The organism is Paenibacillus sp. FSL H8-0457, from assembly GCF_038051935.1.
In the GTDB taxonomy this organism is placed as follows: domain Bacteria; phylum Bacillota; class Bacilli; order Paenibacillales; family Paenibacillaceae; genus Paenibacillus_AQ; species Paenibacillus_AQ lautus_A.
In genome coordinates this window covers 6361879-6378520 of the sequence record NZ_CP150293.1, presented here as the reverse complement: position 1 = coordinate 6378520, position 16642 = coordinate 6361879, and the positions used below count along the sequence as shown (strand labels likewise).

The 16642-nt window shown below is 49.5% G+C and carries 14 protein-coding genes; 11 read left to right on the top strand and 3 right to left on the bottom strand.

The window, feature by feature from the left end:
• Positions 1 to 20: 20 nt before the first annotated feature.
• From MHI43_RS28790 to MHI43_RS28775, 4 genes are all read left to right on the top strand, one after another.
• Positions 21 to 1286: a vWA domain-containing protein gene (locus MHI43_RS28790; protein WP_036663725.1), complete on the top strand. Its 1266-nt coding sequence runs from the start codon at positions 21 to 23 to the stop codon at positions 1284 to 1286.
• Between the two features lie 17 nt (positions 1287 to 1303).
• On the top strand, positions 1304 to 1945 hold the full coding sequence (locus MHI43_RS28785) for a hypothetical protein (RefSeq protein ID WP_015737597.1): 642 nt from the start codon (positions 1304 to 1306) through the stop codon (positions 1943 to 1945).
• 78 nt (positions 1946 to 2023) lie between these two features.
• Positions 2024 to 3283: a hypothetical protein gene (locus tag MHI43_RS28780; protein ID WP_009589557.1), complete on the top strand. Its 1260-nt coding sequence runs from the start codon at positions 2024 to 2026 to the stop codon at positions 3281 to 3283.
• Positions 3283 to 6261 carry a hypothetical protein gene (locus tag MHI43_RS28775; protein WP_036663727.1) on the top strand — a complete coding sequence of 993 codons (2979 nt, stop codon included), beginning with the start codon at positions 3283 to 3285 and terminating at the stop codon, positions 6259 to 6261. The genes MHI43_RS28780 and MHI43_RS28775 overlap by 1 nt, the downstream gene beginning before the upstream one ends.
• 67 nt (positions 6262 to 6328) lie before the next feature.
• On the opposite strand, the gene MHI43_RS28770 is transcribed toward MHI43_RS28775, so the two are convergent.
• On the bottom strand, positions 6329 to 6679 hold the full coding sequence (locus tag MHI43_RS28770; RefSeq protein ID WP_015737594.1) for a helix-turn-helix domain-containing protein: 351 nt from the start codon (positions 6677 to 6679) through the stop codon (positions 6329 to 6331).
• Positions 6680 to 6803: 124 nt separating this feature from the next.
• Here MHI43_RS28770 and MHI43_RS28765 point away from each other — a divergent pair, with 124 nt between their 5' ends.
• Together MHI43_RS28765 and MHI43_RS28760 are read left to right on the top strand one after the other, a co-directional pair.
• Positions 6804 to 7427, top strand: a complete 624-nt coding sequence (locus MHI43_RS28765; protein WP_015737593.1) for a nitroreductase family protein — start codon at positions 6804 to 6806, stop codon at positions 7425 to 7427.
• 124 nt (positions 7428 to 7551) lie between these two features.
• Complete coding sequence (locus MHI43_RS28760; protein ID WP_036663729.1) at positions 7552 to 8373, top strand: DUF4362 domain-containing protein; 822 nt, start codon at positions 7552 to 7554, stop codon at positions 8371 to 8373.
• Between the two features lie 158 nt (positions 8374 to 8531).
• Here MHI43_RS28760 and MHI43_RS28755 read toward each other — a convergent pair whose 3' ends face one another.
• Positions 8532 to 9170 (bottom strand): nitroreductase family protein, encoded by a 639-nt coding sequence (locus MHI43_RS28755; RefSeq protein WP_015737591.1) that lies wholly within the window; start codon positions 9168 to 9170, stop codon positions 8532 to 8534.
• A 119-nt stretch (positions 9171 to 9289) separates the two neighbouring features.
• Here MHI43_RS28755 and MHI43_RS28750 point away from each other — a divergent pair, with 119 nt between their 5' ends.
• The 5 genes from MHI43_RS28750 (at position 9290) to MHI43_RS28730 (ending at position 16069) form a co-directional block, all read left to right on the top strand.
• A complete protein-coding gene (locus MHI43_RS28750; protein ID WP_015737590.1) occupies positions 9290 to 9649 on the top strand; it encodes a MerR family transcriptional regulator in 360 nt (119 codons plus the stop codon).
• Positions 9650 to 10067: 418 nt separating this feature from the next.
• Positions 10068 to 10436 carry a nuclear transport factor 2 family protein gene (locus MHI43_RS28745; RefSeq protein ID WP_015737588.1) on the top strand — a complete coding sequence of 123 codons (369 nt, stop codon included), beginning with the start codon at positions 10068 to 10070 and terminating at the stop codon, positions 10434 to 10436.
• Between the two features lie 506 nt (positions 10437 to 10942).
• Positions 10943 to 14896 carry a glycosyl hydrolase family 18 protein gene (locus MHI43_RS28740; RefSeq protein WP_341283190.1) on the top strand — a complete coding sequence of 1318 codons (3954 nt, stop codon included), beginning with the start codon at positions 10943 to 10945 and terminating at the stop codon, positions 14894 to 14896.
• Positions 14897 to 15044: 148 nt separating this feature from the next.
• Positions 15045 to 15455 carry a VOC family protein gene (locus tag MHI43_RS28735; RefSeq protein ID WP_015737586.1) on the top strand — a complete coding sequence of 137 codons (411 nt, stop codon included), beginning with the start codon at positions 15045 to 15047 and terminating at the stop codon, positions 15453 to 15455.
• Between the two features lie 185 nt (positions 15456 to 15640).
• On the top strand, positions 15641 to 16069 hold the full coding sequence (locus MHI43_RS28730; protein WP_015737585.1) for a MarR family transcriptional regulator: 429 nt from the start codon (positions 15641 to 15643) through the stop codon (positions 16067 to 16069).
• A 47-nt stretch (positions 16070 to 16116) separates the two neighbouring features.
• Here MHI43_RS28730 and MHI43_RS28725 read toward each other — a convergent pair whose 3' ends face one another.
• The gene (locus MHI43_RS28725; RefSeq protein ID WP_015737584.1) at positions 16117 to 16521 is read right to left on the bottom strand and encodes a VOC family protein; all 405 of its coding nucleotides are present in this window, start codon (positions 16519 to 16521) and stop codon (positions 16117 to 16119) included.
• Between the last annotated feature and the right edge of the window lie 121 nt (positions 16522 to 16642).

The window sequence follows — 16642 nt, the reverse complement described above, 5'->3', positions numbered from 1 at the left end:
ACAGAGAGTAGGCGTGTATTGTGCAACGAAAATTAAACCCTCTCCTGCTGCTGCTTAGCCTGGTCGGTGGGGGACTCGGATTTGCCATTGGGGAGTTTTTGCTTCGCCAGTGGGGGACAGGGCTTCCTGTCATCGTGGTTACGGGGATTTATTTCGGGATTCTGGCCTTATGCATCGGCTTGGCCTGTTTAATCGCAGAACTGATCTCCCCCCGTTTGAGCGGAAGCTCATGGAGACAGCGGTACACGGGCACATCATGGAAGCTGCTGATTCCATCCACGTTGGTGGCCCTGTTCCTCCTTGGCATGCTGTTTGAATGGGCGTACCAGTTGAACCCGGGCAGCGCCAAGCCCGTGAAGGATATCGTGCTGGTCATTGACAATTCGGGCAGCATGAATGAGACGGACCCGAATCAGGATCGGTACACGGCAGCCAAAAATCTGATCAACCGCATGGATCGGGATAACCGCGTATCCGTGATAATGTTTGATCATGCAACAACGTTACTGCAGCCGTTCACGCGCGTGAATAACCAAGAAACCAAGGATGAGATCATCGCGGAAATCGACGGTTTGGCAACGACCGATGGCGGTACGGACATCAGCCTTGCGCTGGAGGATACCATGTCGCATATTCAGGAAAGCCGGGATGCCGGCCGAAGCGCCATGGTCATCATGCTGTCGGACGGATTCAGCGAAACCGACCATGATCGTGTGCTTGCGGAGTACAAACAGCAGCAAATCGCGGTAAATACGATTGGTCTCAGCCTGGTCAACCCGGACGGTGCCCAGCTGCTTCAGACGATTGCGGCGGAAACGGGCGGACAATATTACGACGTTCAGCATGCGGAGGATTTGTCTTTCGTTTTCCAGAAAATCTATGACGACGTTGGAGACCGTTCGCTGTTGACGAAACGTACGGGCGCTATGGAAGACAGCGTGTATCATCAGATCGGAAGAATCGCTGCGATGCTGCTCATCGGCGCTGCCATGGGCCTGGCCCTCGGCACGGTGTTTGACAATCGCCATCTTGCGCTGAGCTTCAGCATCGGCGGCGCGGTATCGGGCGTACTGGCAGGCGTGGTTCTGGAATACGGCCTCTCCGGCGAGGAAATCGGGGATGCCTCCGTTCGTCTGATTGCCTGCCTTTTGCTCGCGGGGATCATCGCTTTGTTCACGCTGGTGATTCCGGTTAAGGAGAGCAGCAAGATCATCCGCAACGTGCAGCGGCCGGGCCGAACGGGAAGAGGGCAGCGGCCGAATGATTCAACAAGCCGAGGATTTTAAAGCAGGGGGCGTTCGAGATGCGGTTTAAACATGCGGAGCCCGGAGAATGGGTCATTCAGGGATTAAGCTATCAACTAGACGATGGTTACTGCACGCTCCGCTGGAGCTGGCCGCCGGGTCTTCAAGCGGTATACATCCACCGTGCGATGGACGACGGATTCGGCCAGCCTGCAGGCGATTCGCAGCCAGGCGGGATGCGTTTATACACCCGTGACGAGTATAAGGCTAACAACGGGTACCGCGACCGGCTTGACGGGATCGGTCAGATCACGTACACGGTCTACGCCTTGTCTTCCGAAGACGGAGAGATGGCGTTAATCAGGCAGGAGGATGAATCGAACCGCATTCGGTTCAGTACCGGCAAAGCGAAACTGGTCTACTCCATTCGCGAAAAAAGCCGCTGGCTGCAGCCCTATAAGACGATCGAAATCCAGGTGACGGCAGAGGTGCCGGTACCGAAGGAAGCTTTATGTTACGTGAAGAAGCAGGGCGCTTATCCGGTCAACAAGGAAGACGGCATCTTGTACCCGTTCGTGAGGGATTTTGCTGCCGGACGCAACGATTTGCCTGCGATCGAGGTGGGCAAAAACGATTACGTTCGCCTGTTTTTTACGGACGGCAAGAAATACGGACAACGATATGAGCTGGTGTACAGATAGATAGAGACCGAAGAACACACGGTTAACATCGATGAACGTCCGTGTGGATTTCATAGGGTTCAGAGGGAGGTACGAAAGATGGGCATTTTTGATATATTCAAGAAAAAACCGGAGCCGGAGCCAAGGCCGCTGTTCTATGATATTGTCTGCCCTTACTGTTTCAGTAAGTTCGCTCCGAAGGAGGTTGTCTTCCGGGCTGCCCACGACCGCGAGGATGACGAGGATTATGCGCTTGGGGAAGATGAGGAGCTGAATCGGTACCGTGAACGATTCGGGCTGGATTCGGTGTATGATATCGAAGCGATCATCCGTCCGAGCGATATCCCGGAGGAGCAGCACATTTATTCGGAACACGTCCTGGTTGGATTGAATGACCGTTACGGCATCGTCACGCGCAGACGGCTGTGCCCGAAATGCCACAATGAGCTGCCGGTTACCGCCGGGAAGGTGCCAAGCAACATTATCTCGATTATCGGTGCTTCGCAAGTGGGCAAATCGGTTTATATGACTTCGCTGATTCATACGCTGCAGCATACGACGGCAGATCATTTCGATGCGGCCTGCATGCCGCTGAATGCCGAGATCAGCCGCAAGTTCCGCACCGGCTATGAGGAGCCGTTGTTTGAACGCGGGGATTTGCTGGCGTCTACGCAGAAGGAGAAAATGCAGGAGCCTTTTATTTTCCAATTCGTGTTCAAGGATGAGTCGAAGCCGCCTTTGACGCTCGTATTTTTTGACGTGGCGGGCGAGGGCATGGTGGATGAGGATTATTTGGGGCTGCACGGACAGCATATCAAGAATTCCGCGGGCATTCTGTTTATGGTGGATCCGCTCCAAATCCGCTCCATTCGGGAAAAAATCCGTTTGAAATTCGGCGATCAGCCCGGAGAGTGGGTATCCCAGTATGATGAGCCGCGGGATGTCGTGCTGACCATGTTCGGCGATTTCATCGCGTATGAGGACAAGGGCAAGACGGATATTCCAACCGCCGTCGTCTTGACCAAGAGCGACATGCTTCACGCGCTTAAGGATGAGGATGGCGAATATGTGAAGCTGAACAGCAATATTTTTAACAATGTGGTGCACCGCAAGTTTTTGAATTTGACCGAGTTCGAAAATATTGACGGCGAAATCCGCCGTTTTATCGAAAAGGTCGACCGTCCGTTCAAAGGGACGATGGATGTGTACTTTTCGAATACCGCCTATTTTGCCGTGTCGGCGCTGGGCAGCAACCCTGTCGATCAGAAGCTGCAGAGCGTGGTCAGCCCGATTCGGGTGGATGAACCGTTCATCTGGCTTCTGTACAAGCTGAAGTACATTCAGGGGAGGGAAGACTAGTGCCGGAATTCCCAACCCGAAACATACAGCAGCAGATGTACACGCGTGAGCGGCGAGGCATATTCCGCTCGGCCGAAGGTTTTGACACGGTGGCCCGTTCGTCCGGATTGGAGGCTTCCTTTATTAAAAAGGTGCTGCATCCCTTCTGCCAATACGAAGCACCTGCCGAGCTGACGGCGCGCAGTGAACGGGACGCTGCGTCTTATCCGGCTGCCCTTCATCTGTTCCATACCGAATCAGGGGAAACGGTGCTGGGCCGAAGCGTGTTTCAGCCTGCGGATTTCACGGGGCTGCGCAGCGCCTTTTTTACGCATCATTACGTCATTCCGGAAGGCTTCCATCGAGATGATCATAACGCTTACCGGACATGGCTTCAGGCCGCTTTTGCCGATCATTACGATATCGAAGAAGGCGTCGATCTGCCGCAGATTCCTGCGATTCCGGTACAGGCCGATTCCCGGGCCGCTGTCTCGTCCGAGAGGACGCCAGCCTTGCTGCAGGAGCTTGGAATCAACGAGAAAGTATTCAAGCAGCTGATCTATGCCTGCATATCCGCGGCTGCCGGGAAGAAAAAGGTATACATCGTTCTGGATGTCCCGGTGGAACAGTTGTCCGCGAAGGCGGAGCAGCTGCTCTTTGTGCTGTTTGGCCGATTGCCCTATGCGCTGCGCCGGGTGCTTGGATTCGTAACTTATGCCAAGGAGCCGCAGAGCAAGAAGGGGCTTCATCTCATGTTCGTGGAGAAGGGCAGCCTGCGCCTGAATGACCGGAGCATCGAGAAGGATTACTTGTTTGAACTCGCTGCCGGCCGGGTCATCAATGCCGATCTGAAATGGTCCGAGCAGCCTTATCTTGATTTTGCTTGGGATACGCTGCTGGACCCGGATCGGTCCGAACGTTTTTTTGCCTTCGCCGAGCAAATGCTTACGGACATGGAGCCGATACATCAGATCTCGCTGGACAGCTATGATGATTTATGTATGCTGTTCCAGATCGAAGAAGGCCATGAAGGCCTGTACCATGAGCATAAACATGCCGTGCTGCGTGCTTCGCTGCTCTATCTGCAGCCGGCAGGCGCACTGGATGCGAAGCAACGTCTGGATCAGCTGTTTCTTGCCCTGTTTGCCAAGGAGTTCGAGCTCGTCAAAGGCGGGCATGTTCCGGATGCCGCGATCGCGGGATTCCTGAAGGATTATCATGGCATCAATCCCCGGCAGCATAACGATTGGATCGTGGAATATTTTATCCGCTCCTTAAATAATGCCTTATCGAAGCAGCGTCAGGATACGACTATGGCGATTTACGAGCTGTTGGAGAGCAGCCCGTCTTTAAGCCGAGCCTTTTATGCGAGGGTGCTGACCAGTCCGGGGCTGCCGGCGCTGATGTTCGATCCCTACATGAAAACGCGCATGAAGCAAGCGGCAACGCCTGCAGACCTCGTGGATTTGATCGGCTTGTGGGTTCGGAATCACCCTCTCCTGCTGGAGCAGGAGAATTATGTACGGCTTGCGGAAGCCCAGCTTATCGATAAGCTTCAGCAGGATTCCGACCCTGTGAGAACGGTCAATGCCGTACTGGATCAATTGGATGCGCTGGAACGCGATCCGCAAAAGGGAATCGGCCGTTATCAAGGCGGGCGTGCCTTTGCGGACCGGATGATCTATGCAGCCAATCTCTTTCTCTTGCGTGAGCTGGAGCCTGAGCAATTAAGCCAGAAGCAGCTGATGGATATCGGGTTCCTGCAAATGCCGAAGGAGTTCAAAGGCTGGGTAGAGCGGTTCGATTCCCGGATTCGGTCCAAAGCCGCGGTCATGCTGGCCCTTCACCAGTGGTCCGGCCATGAAGAGGTTAGAGCGGAAGTGCTGGCGGAACTCTCGGCAGAGGAACGGGAGCGCACCCAGCATATCATGCGGAAGTGGCTGCAGCATCATGTGGAGCCGTCCAATTTCGAGAGCATAACCTTGGCTTTCTGCACGGATATCAATTCCAGTGCGGTAGACTATCGGAGCTTGCTGGATTACTTGCACAGATACGGCAAGAGCCCGGACGTGGTATACCAATATATTCAGTGGTCTGCCGAGCAGCCGGTATTCGTTAGACCGCGCGGACTTGTTCCCGCTTATGCCGCCGCCATCATCGATTATTTCAAAATCCACGACCGCGAAGCCTTTAAAAATAAGGATTACGTAAAAACTTATTTCAGTTCGCCTGCACCCATCCTCAAACCGGTGTATGCGCAGGTTAAGGCCGAGTTGGCTTCGCCGTTGGTGCAATGGTTTCGCCGGCATTCGCGGTTCGTAAAAATCACTTCTTCCTTGCTTGTGGTAATCGTTGTTGCTGGCGCTGCCTTCATGATGATCCAAAACGGCAAAGGTCCCGCGGACGGCGATGCCAATCCGAATCCGGCCGTTACGCCGCCGGTTACGGTACCGCCGGCTTCTTCCGAGACCATAGATGAGCAGCCTTTATTAACGGCGACGGTGGTGGAGGAAGGTGAGCAGGCGGGAAGCACCGAGCTGAATTTCCATTTTAAACAGCCGGCGGCTTGCCGGGATTTCAGTGTGGACAAATTACAGATTATAGGCAAGGATGGAAGCACGCTGCTTGAAGCGGCCAGTCCTGAATTATCGCGGGTGTGCGCGGATGAAGCCACAGGGGAAGCCGATGCTGCTGATCCGTCAGGATCCGAGACGGATTCATCCGGGAACCAAGCGGATCCGAATAGCGGGACAACAGAAGGGGAAAACACGTCTGATCCTGTTGAAGGTGAGGATGTGGAGACCTCGGATGACCTTGGCACCGTTCCGGCAAACCCGGCTGGTACGAGTCAGGTCACCGTGAAGCTGGATCAGGCGCTTGACGTATCCCTAGTCGAGAAGGTCGTAGTGGATGGCGTCTCGTATGAGCTGTCCTCCGAAAGCGCGCTTTCGGAGGAGCAAGAGCAGACTCCCGAGAATGAGACGGATGAAGGAGTTTGAACATAGAACGAGCAGACGAATGATTGTCTGCTCGTTTTTTTTCGCGCCACTATGTATGCACGACCACTTATTCATGCTGGCGACAGATTTGTTCTTCTCTTTCGAGGTTTTGTAAGGTTGCGTAGGTGTTGCCCCATTCACACATGGTATGTAGTACAGGCACGAAGGATTGGCCCAGCTCAGTTAAACTGTATTCTACCTTAGGCGGTACTTCTTTAAATACTTCTCTTCGGACAAGCTCATCTTTTTCCAGCTGCTTTAATTGCTCGGTTAAGACTTTCTGCGTAATGGTCGGCATGAGCAGGTAGAACTCCTTAGTTCTCCTTGGCTTTTGACTCAGAAAGAAGAGAATTAAGCATTTCCACTTTCCTCCTACCGTGTTCATAAAAATATTGATTCCCGTGTTGAGGCTGTTCATTATGTATTCCTCCTGAATAGGCACATAAAGGTGGCTAACCCACTTTATTGTGCGTTATTTTCTGCCACTGTACGGTCCATTATAATCGGAATGTGAAGCAAATAAAACATATGGAGTGAGCACAATGAGTGTGAGAGATATATTAGAGCAAAGACGTTCTGTCAGGCATTATGACCCCCATTATAAAATGGAATCGGAAACGTTGGCGGCTTTGATTGAAGGAGCCAGTAAATCGCCCAACGGAAACAATATTCAAGCCACACGGTACCTGGTTATCGACGAACCGAATTTAAAAAACGTGTTACTCCCCATTGCCTTTCATCAGCAACAGGTAATAGAAGCGTCGGCTCTAATCGTTGTACTGGGCGATTATCAAGCATTTGAAAAAGAGAATATTATACATATCCATGAAGAAGGATTTCAAAAGGGTTATTTTGACGCATCATTAAAAGATTATTTAGCCAGCGCGGCTATTCAATATTATCTAAATAAATCCAAAGAAGATTTGAAGCTCGAATTAGTAAGAGACGCAAGCCTGGCGTCTATGTCGTTAGTCTTACTGGCGAACGAGGCGGGTCTCCATACGATTACCATGTCCGGGTATGATTCCGAACAATTAAAGTCAACCTTACAGATTTCTGACAGGTATGAAGATGTGATGCTTATTGCCATTGGGAAAGGAATTAAACAAGGTCATAAAACCGTTAGACACGATGTGGGCAAAATCATGTATACAAACAAAATATAATTCATGGCATGAAATATTGGCTTGCTTGTTGTTTGTTCATGCAGCGGGTGGAACAAAATAGGATAAACATCCGTCTAATAGTTACGCCGTCTCCGACGTATTTCTATTAGGAGGGAATAGAAGGATGAGAAAAGGCCTGGTTGCTGCAGCACTTTTAGCGGTATGGATCGTGTTAGGTTGTTTCGAGAAGGAACAGGCAGTTCCGATCATAGATGAGGCCATGGATGTGATCAGCCAACATGGTGTGAACGTGAAAAATCGGGGGAAACTGGATGCCTTTATCGATCAGCCGGAGGGAACGCAGCGAGTTGTACATTATACGATTGAGGGCGATCCTGTATTTCATGAATTGAATCATATCGGAGATCGAATTGAGCTGCGTTATGACAATAGGTGGGACAGGGAAGGGAATCAACAAGTTACTACCCGTATGTGCAGCGAACTGAAGCGAGTCGAGACGGATACTTATCTGAGTTATACGCTGACTGGTTGTGACGGTGAACGTTCTGAGGTGGATATCCTGCGAATGGAGTATGAGCTTAGGCCGAAGGTAACGTTCGACATGGAATTGAGGTTCGGCGTTAATCAGAGGAACGAAATCAATACAAAGGAACGAACCGTCGTGAAGGATCTTCAGAATGGAGAGACTGCGACGATCCGCAATTTCGAATTCACCGATAAGGACCGTCAGAGCATCTATAAGGCGTTGGTGCTTGCCGATTATCAAGAGGACGAATCCTTAATAACTGCATGCAATAAAAAGCCGCATGAGAGCTTTGACCTGACGGTCAAGATAGCGAATGGAAGTTACCACTTTGCATGGAGCGAATGCGATAAGAGCGAAGACGGTAAACGGATGACCATGCTGGTTGATGATATCATCGGCATGGTGGAGGAGCGGGAGGAGTATAAGCAATTGCCTGCTGTGCAAGGATATTACGAATGAGGACCCAACGATGTTACCTCGGCTGCTTGTTTAACCATCATAAGCAGCCGATCACAATGACCGGCTGCCGTTTTCTTTTAGATTGAGTTTTTCGGTTTGCATAAACCTACGGTTTGAGTCTGATGTTATTTTGAAGAGGAATCGACTACGGATCATGGTTATCTCCAGAATGTAATCTTGTCAGGCACTAATCGAACGGACTCATGCCCATCTTCCTTGGCTTTTCCTAATGAAATAATCATGACTGGAGCATAGCGTTCTTCATCTAAATCGAATGCTTTGGCTAACTGATCAGCTTCAAAGCCTGCCATTGGATTCGTGTCATACCCATGCGCACGAGCTACTAACATGAACTGCATGGCAAAGAGGCTGCTATCGATTTTTGCAATTTCAACTTTCATTTCTCTTGATAGAGTCGGAAACAGGGATAGAATGGTTTCGAGTTGACGATCTCGTACTTCTGCCGGCATTTTTCCTTGTTCCACAGCCGTATTGTAAATTTCTTCAGCATATAAATAGCTTTGGGTATCGCCAAAAATCAATAACATGGCTGATGAAGTATCATTCTGTAACGTATTGAACCTCACAAGAGGTCTTAGCTTTTCTTTTCCTTCCGGAGTATCGACCACAATTACACGCCAAGGCTGCATATTAGCAGAGGATGGAGCCAAACTGGCTTCCGAAATCATGTCGCTCATCTCTTCTTTCGATATTTTAAAGTTCTCATCATAATTACGGACAGAACGTCGGCCCATAACGATATTGGCGAAATCGTTGTTTTGAATATGGTTAAACATAGAACCTCTCCTTTTGATAACATTGATTTTTTTTGACATTGTGGATGTCGTTCGTTATCATATTTCGTATTATGAACTATGAACCTAGGTTTATAGCAAGAAATAAAAGAGGTCCTATTATGAAAATAAACGAGGTTTCAAAATTAACGGGTCTGCCCATATCGACGTTGAGATTCTATGAACGTAAGAACCTAATTCCGGACACATTTGTTAAACGAGATGCAAATAATTATCGAATTTATTCCGAAGAGATTGTGGAGTTTCTAGATGATGTGAAGGTACTTTTATCGGTAGATTTTTCTATAGAAGAATTAAGTTTGTTAGTCAATCAACAACTTAACCTGTCATACGAGGCAAAGACGAAAATGGTAGAACAAAAAATCAAAGAAATTGAAGAGATCCAGAAGCGATTGAAAAAGTCGAAGACATTCTTGAATGCCGTCTTGGAAGGAAAGGCGAATTTTCAAACCAAGTGTTAAAGTAAAAGTATGTGAACGATACGATAAGCGCTGCGATATCTTTAGGGATGCTCGCAGCCCTATTATTAAGGGATCCGATCATGACGATTGGTCAGATTTTGTTGATCATTCAACTAATAACCATACACGCGGAATCACTCATGGATGTGTCAAATCATGAACTAACAGTCTTCGTAACACCATACATTGATCTGGTTGCCATATGGATCGTAGGTGTGGAACTCCTTTAGATTCATAGAAACGAAGCGCACTGGGGACCATGCCGGTGCGTTCTGCGAATTGAGCGATGCTCATCATGGGCGTTCACCTGTTGTTTTTTGAGAATAAAATTGCCTACATATCATACCATAAAGATTGCTAGAATCGTGGCGTGGATCCTGAAGAATACGTAGGATATAAGATAGGGAGGTGCGAAACAATGTCATATCAAAAAGCATTTGAGGCCTACATAGCGGCTACGAATACGCATGATTTTGATCAGGTAGCCCGGCTGCTGGATGAGGGAGCGGTGTATTGGTTCTCGGACCGGAGCTGCTGTTGCCTGGAGGAAATCAGGGCCTATTTCGAGCACGCTTGGGACGTCATTCGAGATGAGGTGTACCGGGCGGAGGACGTGGTGTGGATTGCGACTGATGTACATTCGGCTGTTTGTATTTATACTTATCGCTACGAGGGGTATTTTCAGGGGGAATTCACGACCGGGAGCGGGAGAGCAACGAACGTATTCGTTCGAGATGCCGACGGCGCATGGAAATTAAAGCATGAGCATCTAAGTTCAATGGGATGAATCGGCCGTCACCTGTTACATAGGAAACAGAAGAAGAGCCTTTGGAGGGCTCTTTTTTGTAGATTGAATTTATTAACAGAATATAAAATTACAAGAATTTATCCCATGTCTATGGAAATGTATCCCTTCTCAATCGATGGCGCAGGTTCCATGATACAACTATATGAATATGGATTGAACAACATGGATTTCATTGAAAGGGGGCCGTAGTAGAGCGATCGAGCAAGTGAGTGTAGGTATGGAGCGACAAGGGGGAGGGATGAATTTTACATAGTTAAGTTCACCTGGATTGGTAACCGCTTTCAAAAACGAATGGATTTCGAGCGATATGCGAAGCTGGGCAAGTCATCAAGGATACCACCCGGGTGACACCAAGAGGAACAGACATTCATGGAAATGCTGTATCATTTGCAATCGAAATTTAATCGACAGAGGTGAAAACGGTGATACCCTATATCACGAAGAGACGCCCAAAATGGGTACTGTGTTTTTTGGCCCTTATTCTCATGTTTACCCCACTGCTTCATGCGCCTGCATCCTATGCAGCAGAAGGCGCATCTCCTTCAGAAATTGCCGCAACGAGCTCCGGCATCGATCCGGTGACGGTAACTAGCTCGACCTATGGCTCCCAGGATCGGCTGGCACCGCAGAATCTGCGAATTGTGCAAGACTCCATCACGGCCACCGAAGCAACGATACTATGGGATTACGACAAAAATAATCCGCAGCATACGTTTGATATTGATGTCTGGAACGCCGTGGATGATGCATGGTATACATGGGGGAACGGCGGAAGCCGGACCCTGGATGATTTGAAACCCAACACAACCTATAAATTATACATTACATGGTATGAGAGACCGTCTCAAGGTCCGGACCAACGGCATAAGAGTAATGTAATCGAGTTTACTACGCTGGATGGCGAGGTTAAGCCTCCAAAAACGTCCGCTCCCCAGAATCTGCGATTAGTGGAGGTAACGCATAACCAGGCTACCTTTGAATGGGATTTCCTCAAGGGAGACAAGAACGATATCGATGTCTGGAATGCAGATACGGATGCTTATATCACGTGGGGAAATTTAACCACGCATGCTGTTACAGGGCTTAAGCCCGAGACAACCTACCGCATATATATTACCTGGTATGACCACAGGCCCTCAAAGGATATGAAGAGCAATATTCTTGAATTCACGACCACCGCGGATCAAACCGTATATGAACAAGCTCCGATTTCACCTCCGAGTTACCTGAAAGTAACGGACGTTTCCCAGAAATCGGTGACATTAAATTGGGGAGCAAGCTCAGGAGCTACCGGATACGAGCTGTATGTGGACGGCCATAAAGTCGATACTTTGGAAACGGTGACGTCGGTCACGTACTCCCTGGACCCAACAGCCAATCGCGATTATATCTTTGAAGTTACTGCTCAAAAAGCATTGCAGGGACAGAACCCGGAAACTTCGGTGAAGAGTAACGCTGTACATTTAAAATGGGGAGAGCTCGCTGCACCAAAGGGGCTGCAGGCTGTTACAGCTACAAGGTCTACCGTCTCCTTGGGATGGGCTCCGGTTCCGGGAGCAACGGGCTATCATATTTATCAGGACGGAAATAAGGTGGCGACAAGCAGCGAGAACCGGTTTGTGGCTGCCGGATTGCAGGAAGGTAAAACGTATTCGTTCCAGATCATCGCTGTAAATCGTTTATGGACATCGCCGATCAGTCAAGCGATTATTGTTATACCAGGCAGCAATTATAATAATATTACCTACTACACCTCTTGGTCAGCACTACCAGCCGAACGGAATTTCTATCCGTCCGATCTTGACGTTTCTCAAATCACGCATATCAATTATGCGTTTGCTGATTTGTGTTGGAAGAAGTTCGGAAGCACGGTAAGAGCATGTGAAGACCCGAAGGTTCCGCTGCAAAATCGATACGTGTATGATGGCGAGATGATACTTGGCGATCCCGAAAAGGATTTCGAAAATTTCCAAGCTTTCGAATCCGTCAAAGCCGCTAATCCGCATTTGAAGCTTATGATATCGGTTGGCGGCTGGTCCTGGTCCAATCATTTCTCCAACATGGCCAAGACCGAAGAAACACGCCGGGCCTTTGCGAATTCCGCGGTGGATTTCCTCCGAGAATACAAATTCGATGGTTTGGATATCGATTGGGAGTATCCTGTTGAAGGCGGGGAAGACGACAACTCCCGAGGACCGGAGGATACGGAAAACTTCACATTGTTAATGAAGACCGTTCGCGAGGCGCTGGATGCTGCCGGATCAGAAGACGGGAAGTACTATCTGCTGACGATTGCTTCCGGGCAGGGCGATAATTTCGTTAAAAATGCCGATCTTGCGAATTCCGTGACGTATCTCGATTTCATCAATATCATGACTTATGATTACAGCGGCAGCTGGGAGACGTTGGGTCACCATAATGCACCGCTGTTCTTTGACCACAAGCATCCAAGAGCCGCCTCCTCCGCTCCGAGAAATCATGTGCTCGGCGGTTTGTTGGGCCATCTGAACGGCGGGGTGCCAACGCACAAGCTGATCGCCGGGGTGCCATATTACGGTAAAGGCTGGGATGATTGCCCGCCTACCGGCCAATATCAGACTTGCAAAGGCGGATCCGCATTAAAGACATGGGAAGCGGGCATTTTCGATTTCAGCGATCTCGAGAATAACTACATCGACAAGAACGGTTATAAGAGATACTGGAACGAATCCGCCAAAGTTCCATACCTGTACAATGAGCAAAATAAAGTGTTCATCACTTACAACGATAAGGACACCATGAAGTATACGGATTCCATCGTGAAATCGCTGGATATCGCAGGCGTCATGAGCTGGGATATCAGCGGCGACCGCAATAAGACGCTGACGACCCAACTCGTTCACGATCTGCCGATCAACGGCAAAGCCAATGCATCGGCACTCCCAGCTCCAGGGAATCTGTCCAAGGTAAGCGCCGATTCCGGCTCCATCCAGCTGAAATGGGATGCCGTGACGGGAGCAACGGGATATGAAGTGTACGTGAATCATGCGTTGTCCGGCTCGGTAGCAACGAACGGTTATACCGTGAAGGGCCTCAGCCCCCTAACGAATTACAAGATCCATGTGCTTGCCGTGGATCGAACGGGAGATGAGATCAACCGCGTCTCCAGCGCTTCGAATCAGCTGAGCATCACGACTTCGGGCAACGGCTCCGGTGGCTCTGAAGGCGGAGGAGGCTCCGGCGGATCCGGTTCTACAACGCCATCGACGCCACAGCCGCCTAAAGGCAAGGATCAACTCGAAGCAAACGTTGTGCTTGAAGGAGATAAGGCTCTAGTTACCGTGCCTGCGGCTGCGGCAGTTAACAGCATTAACCATTCGCAATCCTCCAACTTCCAGCTCCATGCGGGTGCGGGCGCGAAGCAGGCGGTGCTGGAAATTCCGCAAGAAGTGATTGCGGCCATTGCGAAAAAAGGGGCCAAAGCCAGTCTGTCCGTATTCCTAAACGGTACGGAATACCGGATTCCGGCTTCGCTCATCTCGGTTTCCGGGCCGGTGAGAGTCTCGATTGTGGCTCCAGATAATAAGGACGCAGCAAGCCTAGCCGCCTTGCTTCAAGGGAAAGAAACACTGGCGAGTCCGCTGCAGTTCAAGCTTGAGCAAGTACACGCGGATAAAACGGCAACCGAGCTGACACGCTTCGGGAAATCCCATGTCAGCGAGTTTGTTACCTTGGATGCGAAAAAGATAAATATAAAACGTGCGACCGGAGTGGTCTATATACCGGGTACAAACGAGCTTCGATCCGTTCCGACATTGTTTAAAGTGAATACGGACGGCACGGTGACCGTTGAAATCAAGAAAACCGGCAGCGGCGTTTATGCGCTGGTACAGCAGGACATCCGATTTAGTGACGCGATTCCTTCATGGGCACGGGAAGACGTGGCGCAAGCTACCGCCAAAATGATCGTATCCGGAGAAAATAACGGTTCGTTCGGTGCAAATAAAAACATTAGCCGTGCCGAGATCATCTCCATCCTGGTGAAAGCGCTGGGTCTATTGCCTGACGACAAGGATTCCAGCTTCAAGGATGTGGATCCGAAATCCCGATATGCCAGAGAAATCGCGGCTGCCAAAGCTGCAGGACTGGTGAAGGGACGCACAGGCGATATCTTTGATCCCAACAGCTTGATTACGCGCGAGGAATTGGCGGTTATTCTAAGCAATGTGCTGGAGTATGCCGGTAAGAAGAATGATGAAGCTAACAAAGGCCTGTTAAACAAATTCAAGGATCACTCCAGGGTTTCGTCCTATGCGAAGTCTTCTGTCGCCTTTGTCGTAGAACAGAAGATAATGCTGGGGGTGTCTGCTACCAAGCTGGATCCGCAATCTCACGTAACCAAAGCTCAAACGGTCGTAACGGTTATGAGATTACTGCGTGCAGCGGAGTTATCGAACTAATATGACGGTATAAGAGAGCGGAGGCCATTTTACGGATGTGTTTTTCACGGAATTGGACGAATACTGGCTTGAACATAGCAAGCGAAAAGAAATGCCATGCCGCTGCCCATGCTAAGATGAATCTATCAAATGGATGAGGTGATCGTAGATGGCATTGAAAATCGATAATATTTTTGTGAATCTTCCGGTTAAGGATCTGGAGAAAACGAAAGACTTTTTCTCGAAAATCGGTTTTGAGTTTAATGAGCAGTTTACGGATAAGAATGCGGCCTGCCTGGTCATAGGCGATAACATCTTTGCCATGCTGCTCACCGAGGATTATTTCAAGACGTTCACCAAGAAAGATCTGTCGAATGCGGCCAACACAACGGAAGTGATTCTGGCGCTGTCGGCAGAAAGCCGGGAGCAGGTGGATGACATCGTGAACGCTGCGCTGGCTGCTGGGGGATCGCCTTCCAACGACCCGGTGGATCACGGTTTTATGTACGGATGGAGCTTCCAGGATCCGGACGGACATCTATGGGAAGTCATGTACATGGATCAGAGCCATGTTGAATAAAGCAGCGTTATCCTAAGCAGGATCGCAACCTGAACGACATATCCTAATAGAATGAAGCGGCAGATGACTCCAAGAGACGGGGGGAAACTGCCGCTTTACTTTTATTTCGAAATCCACTATATTTGTATGTGCAAACAATATGTGGTGTTTCAACATGATGAACTTCAGCGAAAGAGGTAACCGTTATGCTCAATACGTATATCAAGGAATGCCTTTACTTCACAGCCAATCGCCTTAGCCGGGTCATTACCAAGATGGCCGAAGACGAGTTTGCCGCAAGCGGATTGTCGCCTACGTATGCATATCTGCTTATGGCTGTATATGAGAAGGAAGGAATCTCGCAGAAGGAATTAGGCGAAATTCTTCACCTCCAGCCATCCACCGTAACCCGACTGATTGAGAAGCTGGCCGCTAAAGGGCTGGTATACAATCGGGTGGAAGGAAGGATGTCGCTGATCTATACGACCGATAAAGGAAAGGCTCTTGAGAAAGTAATACACGAGTGCTGGAACAATCTGCGTAGTCGATACGGCGATATTTTAGGCAATGCCCAAGGGGATGAATTATCCCTGCGTCTATACGAGGTCAGCGATCGATTAGAGAATAAGGACTGAACGCAAAAAAGGCCCTTCAAGCCAAACTTGAAGGGCCTTTTCTAAGATTAATTGGCTTGGACTTCCGTCGTGACCTGCCATAACACGCCGAACTTGTCTTCCAGCACCCCGAACAGCGCTCCCCAGAATTGAGTCTTCAGCGCATCAATCACCTTGCCGCCCTCGGCCAAGCGGTCAAAAGCTTCATGGGCTTCGGCATCGCTCTCAAACGACAGGCTTAGATGAATTCCGTTCCCACGCTCCAGGGTTTGGAAGATCGAGTCCGACATAAAGATCGGGATTCCTCCGGCTACCAGACTCAGATGCATGACCTTGTCTTTCAATTCTTCCTTGGTTCCGGGAACCTCGCCATGGGTTTGCACGGATAAGATTTCCCCTCCCAGTGCTTGGGTATAAAATTCAGCCTGCGCTTTTGCATCCTCAGAGAAAATATACGGTGTCAGTTTAGCCACGTTCAACATCCTTCCCAGGTTTTAATATGATCGATTCGTTTTCCTTGGTTTTAGTATAAATGGTCTCTGGCCCTCACATTTCTTCTGGATTGCTAAATGATACGGCAGCGTCTCGGGGTTG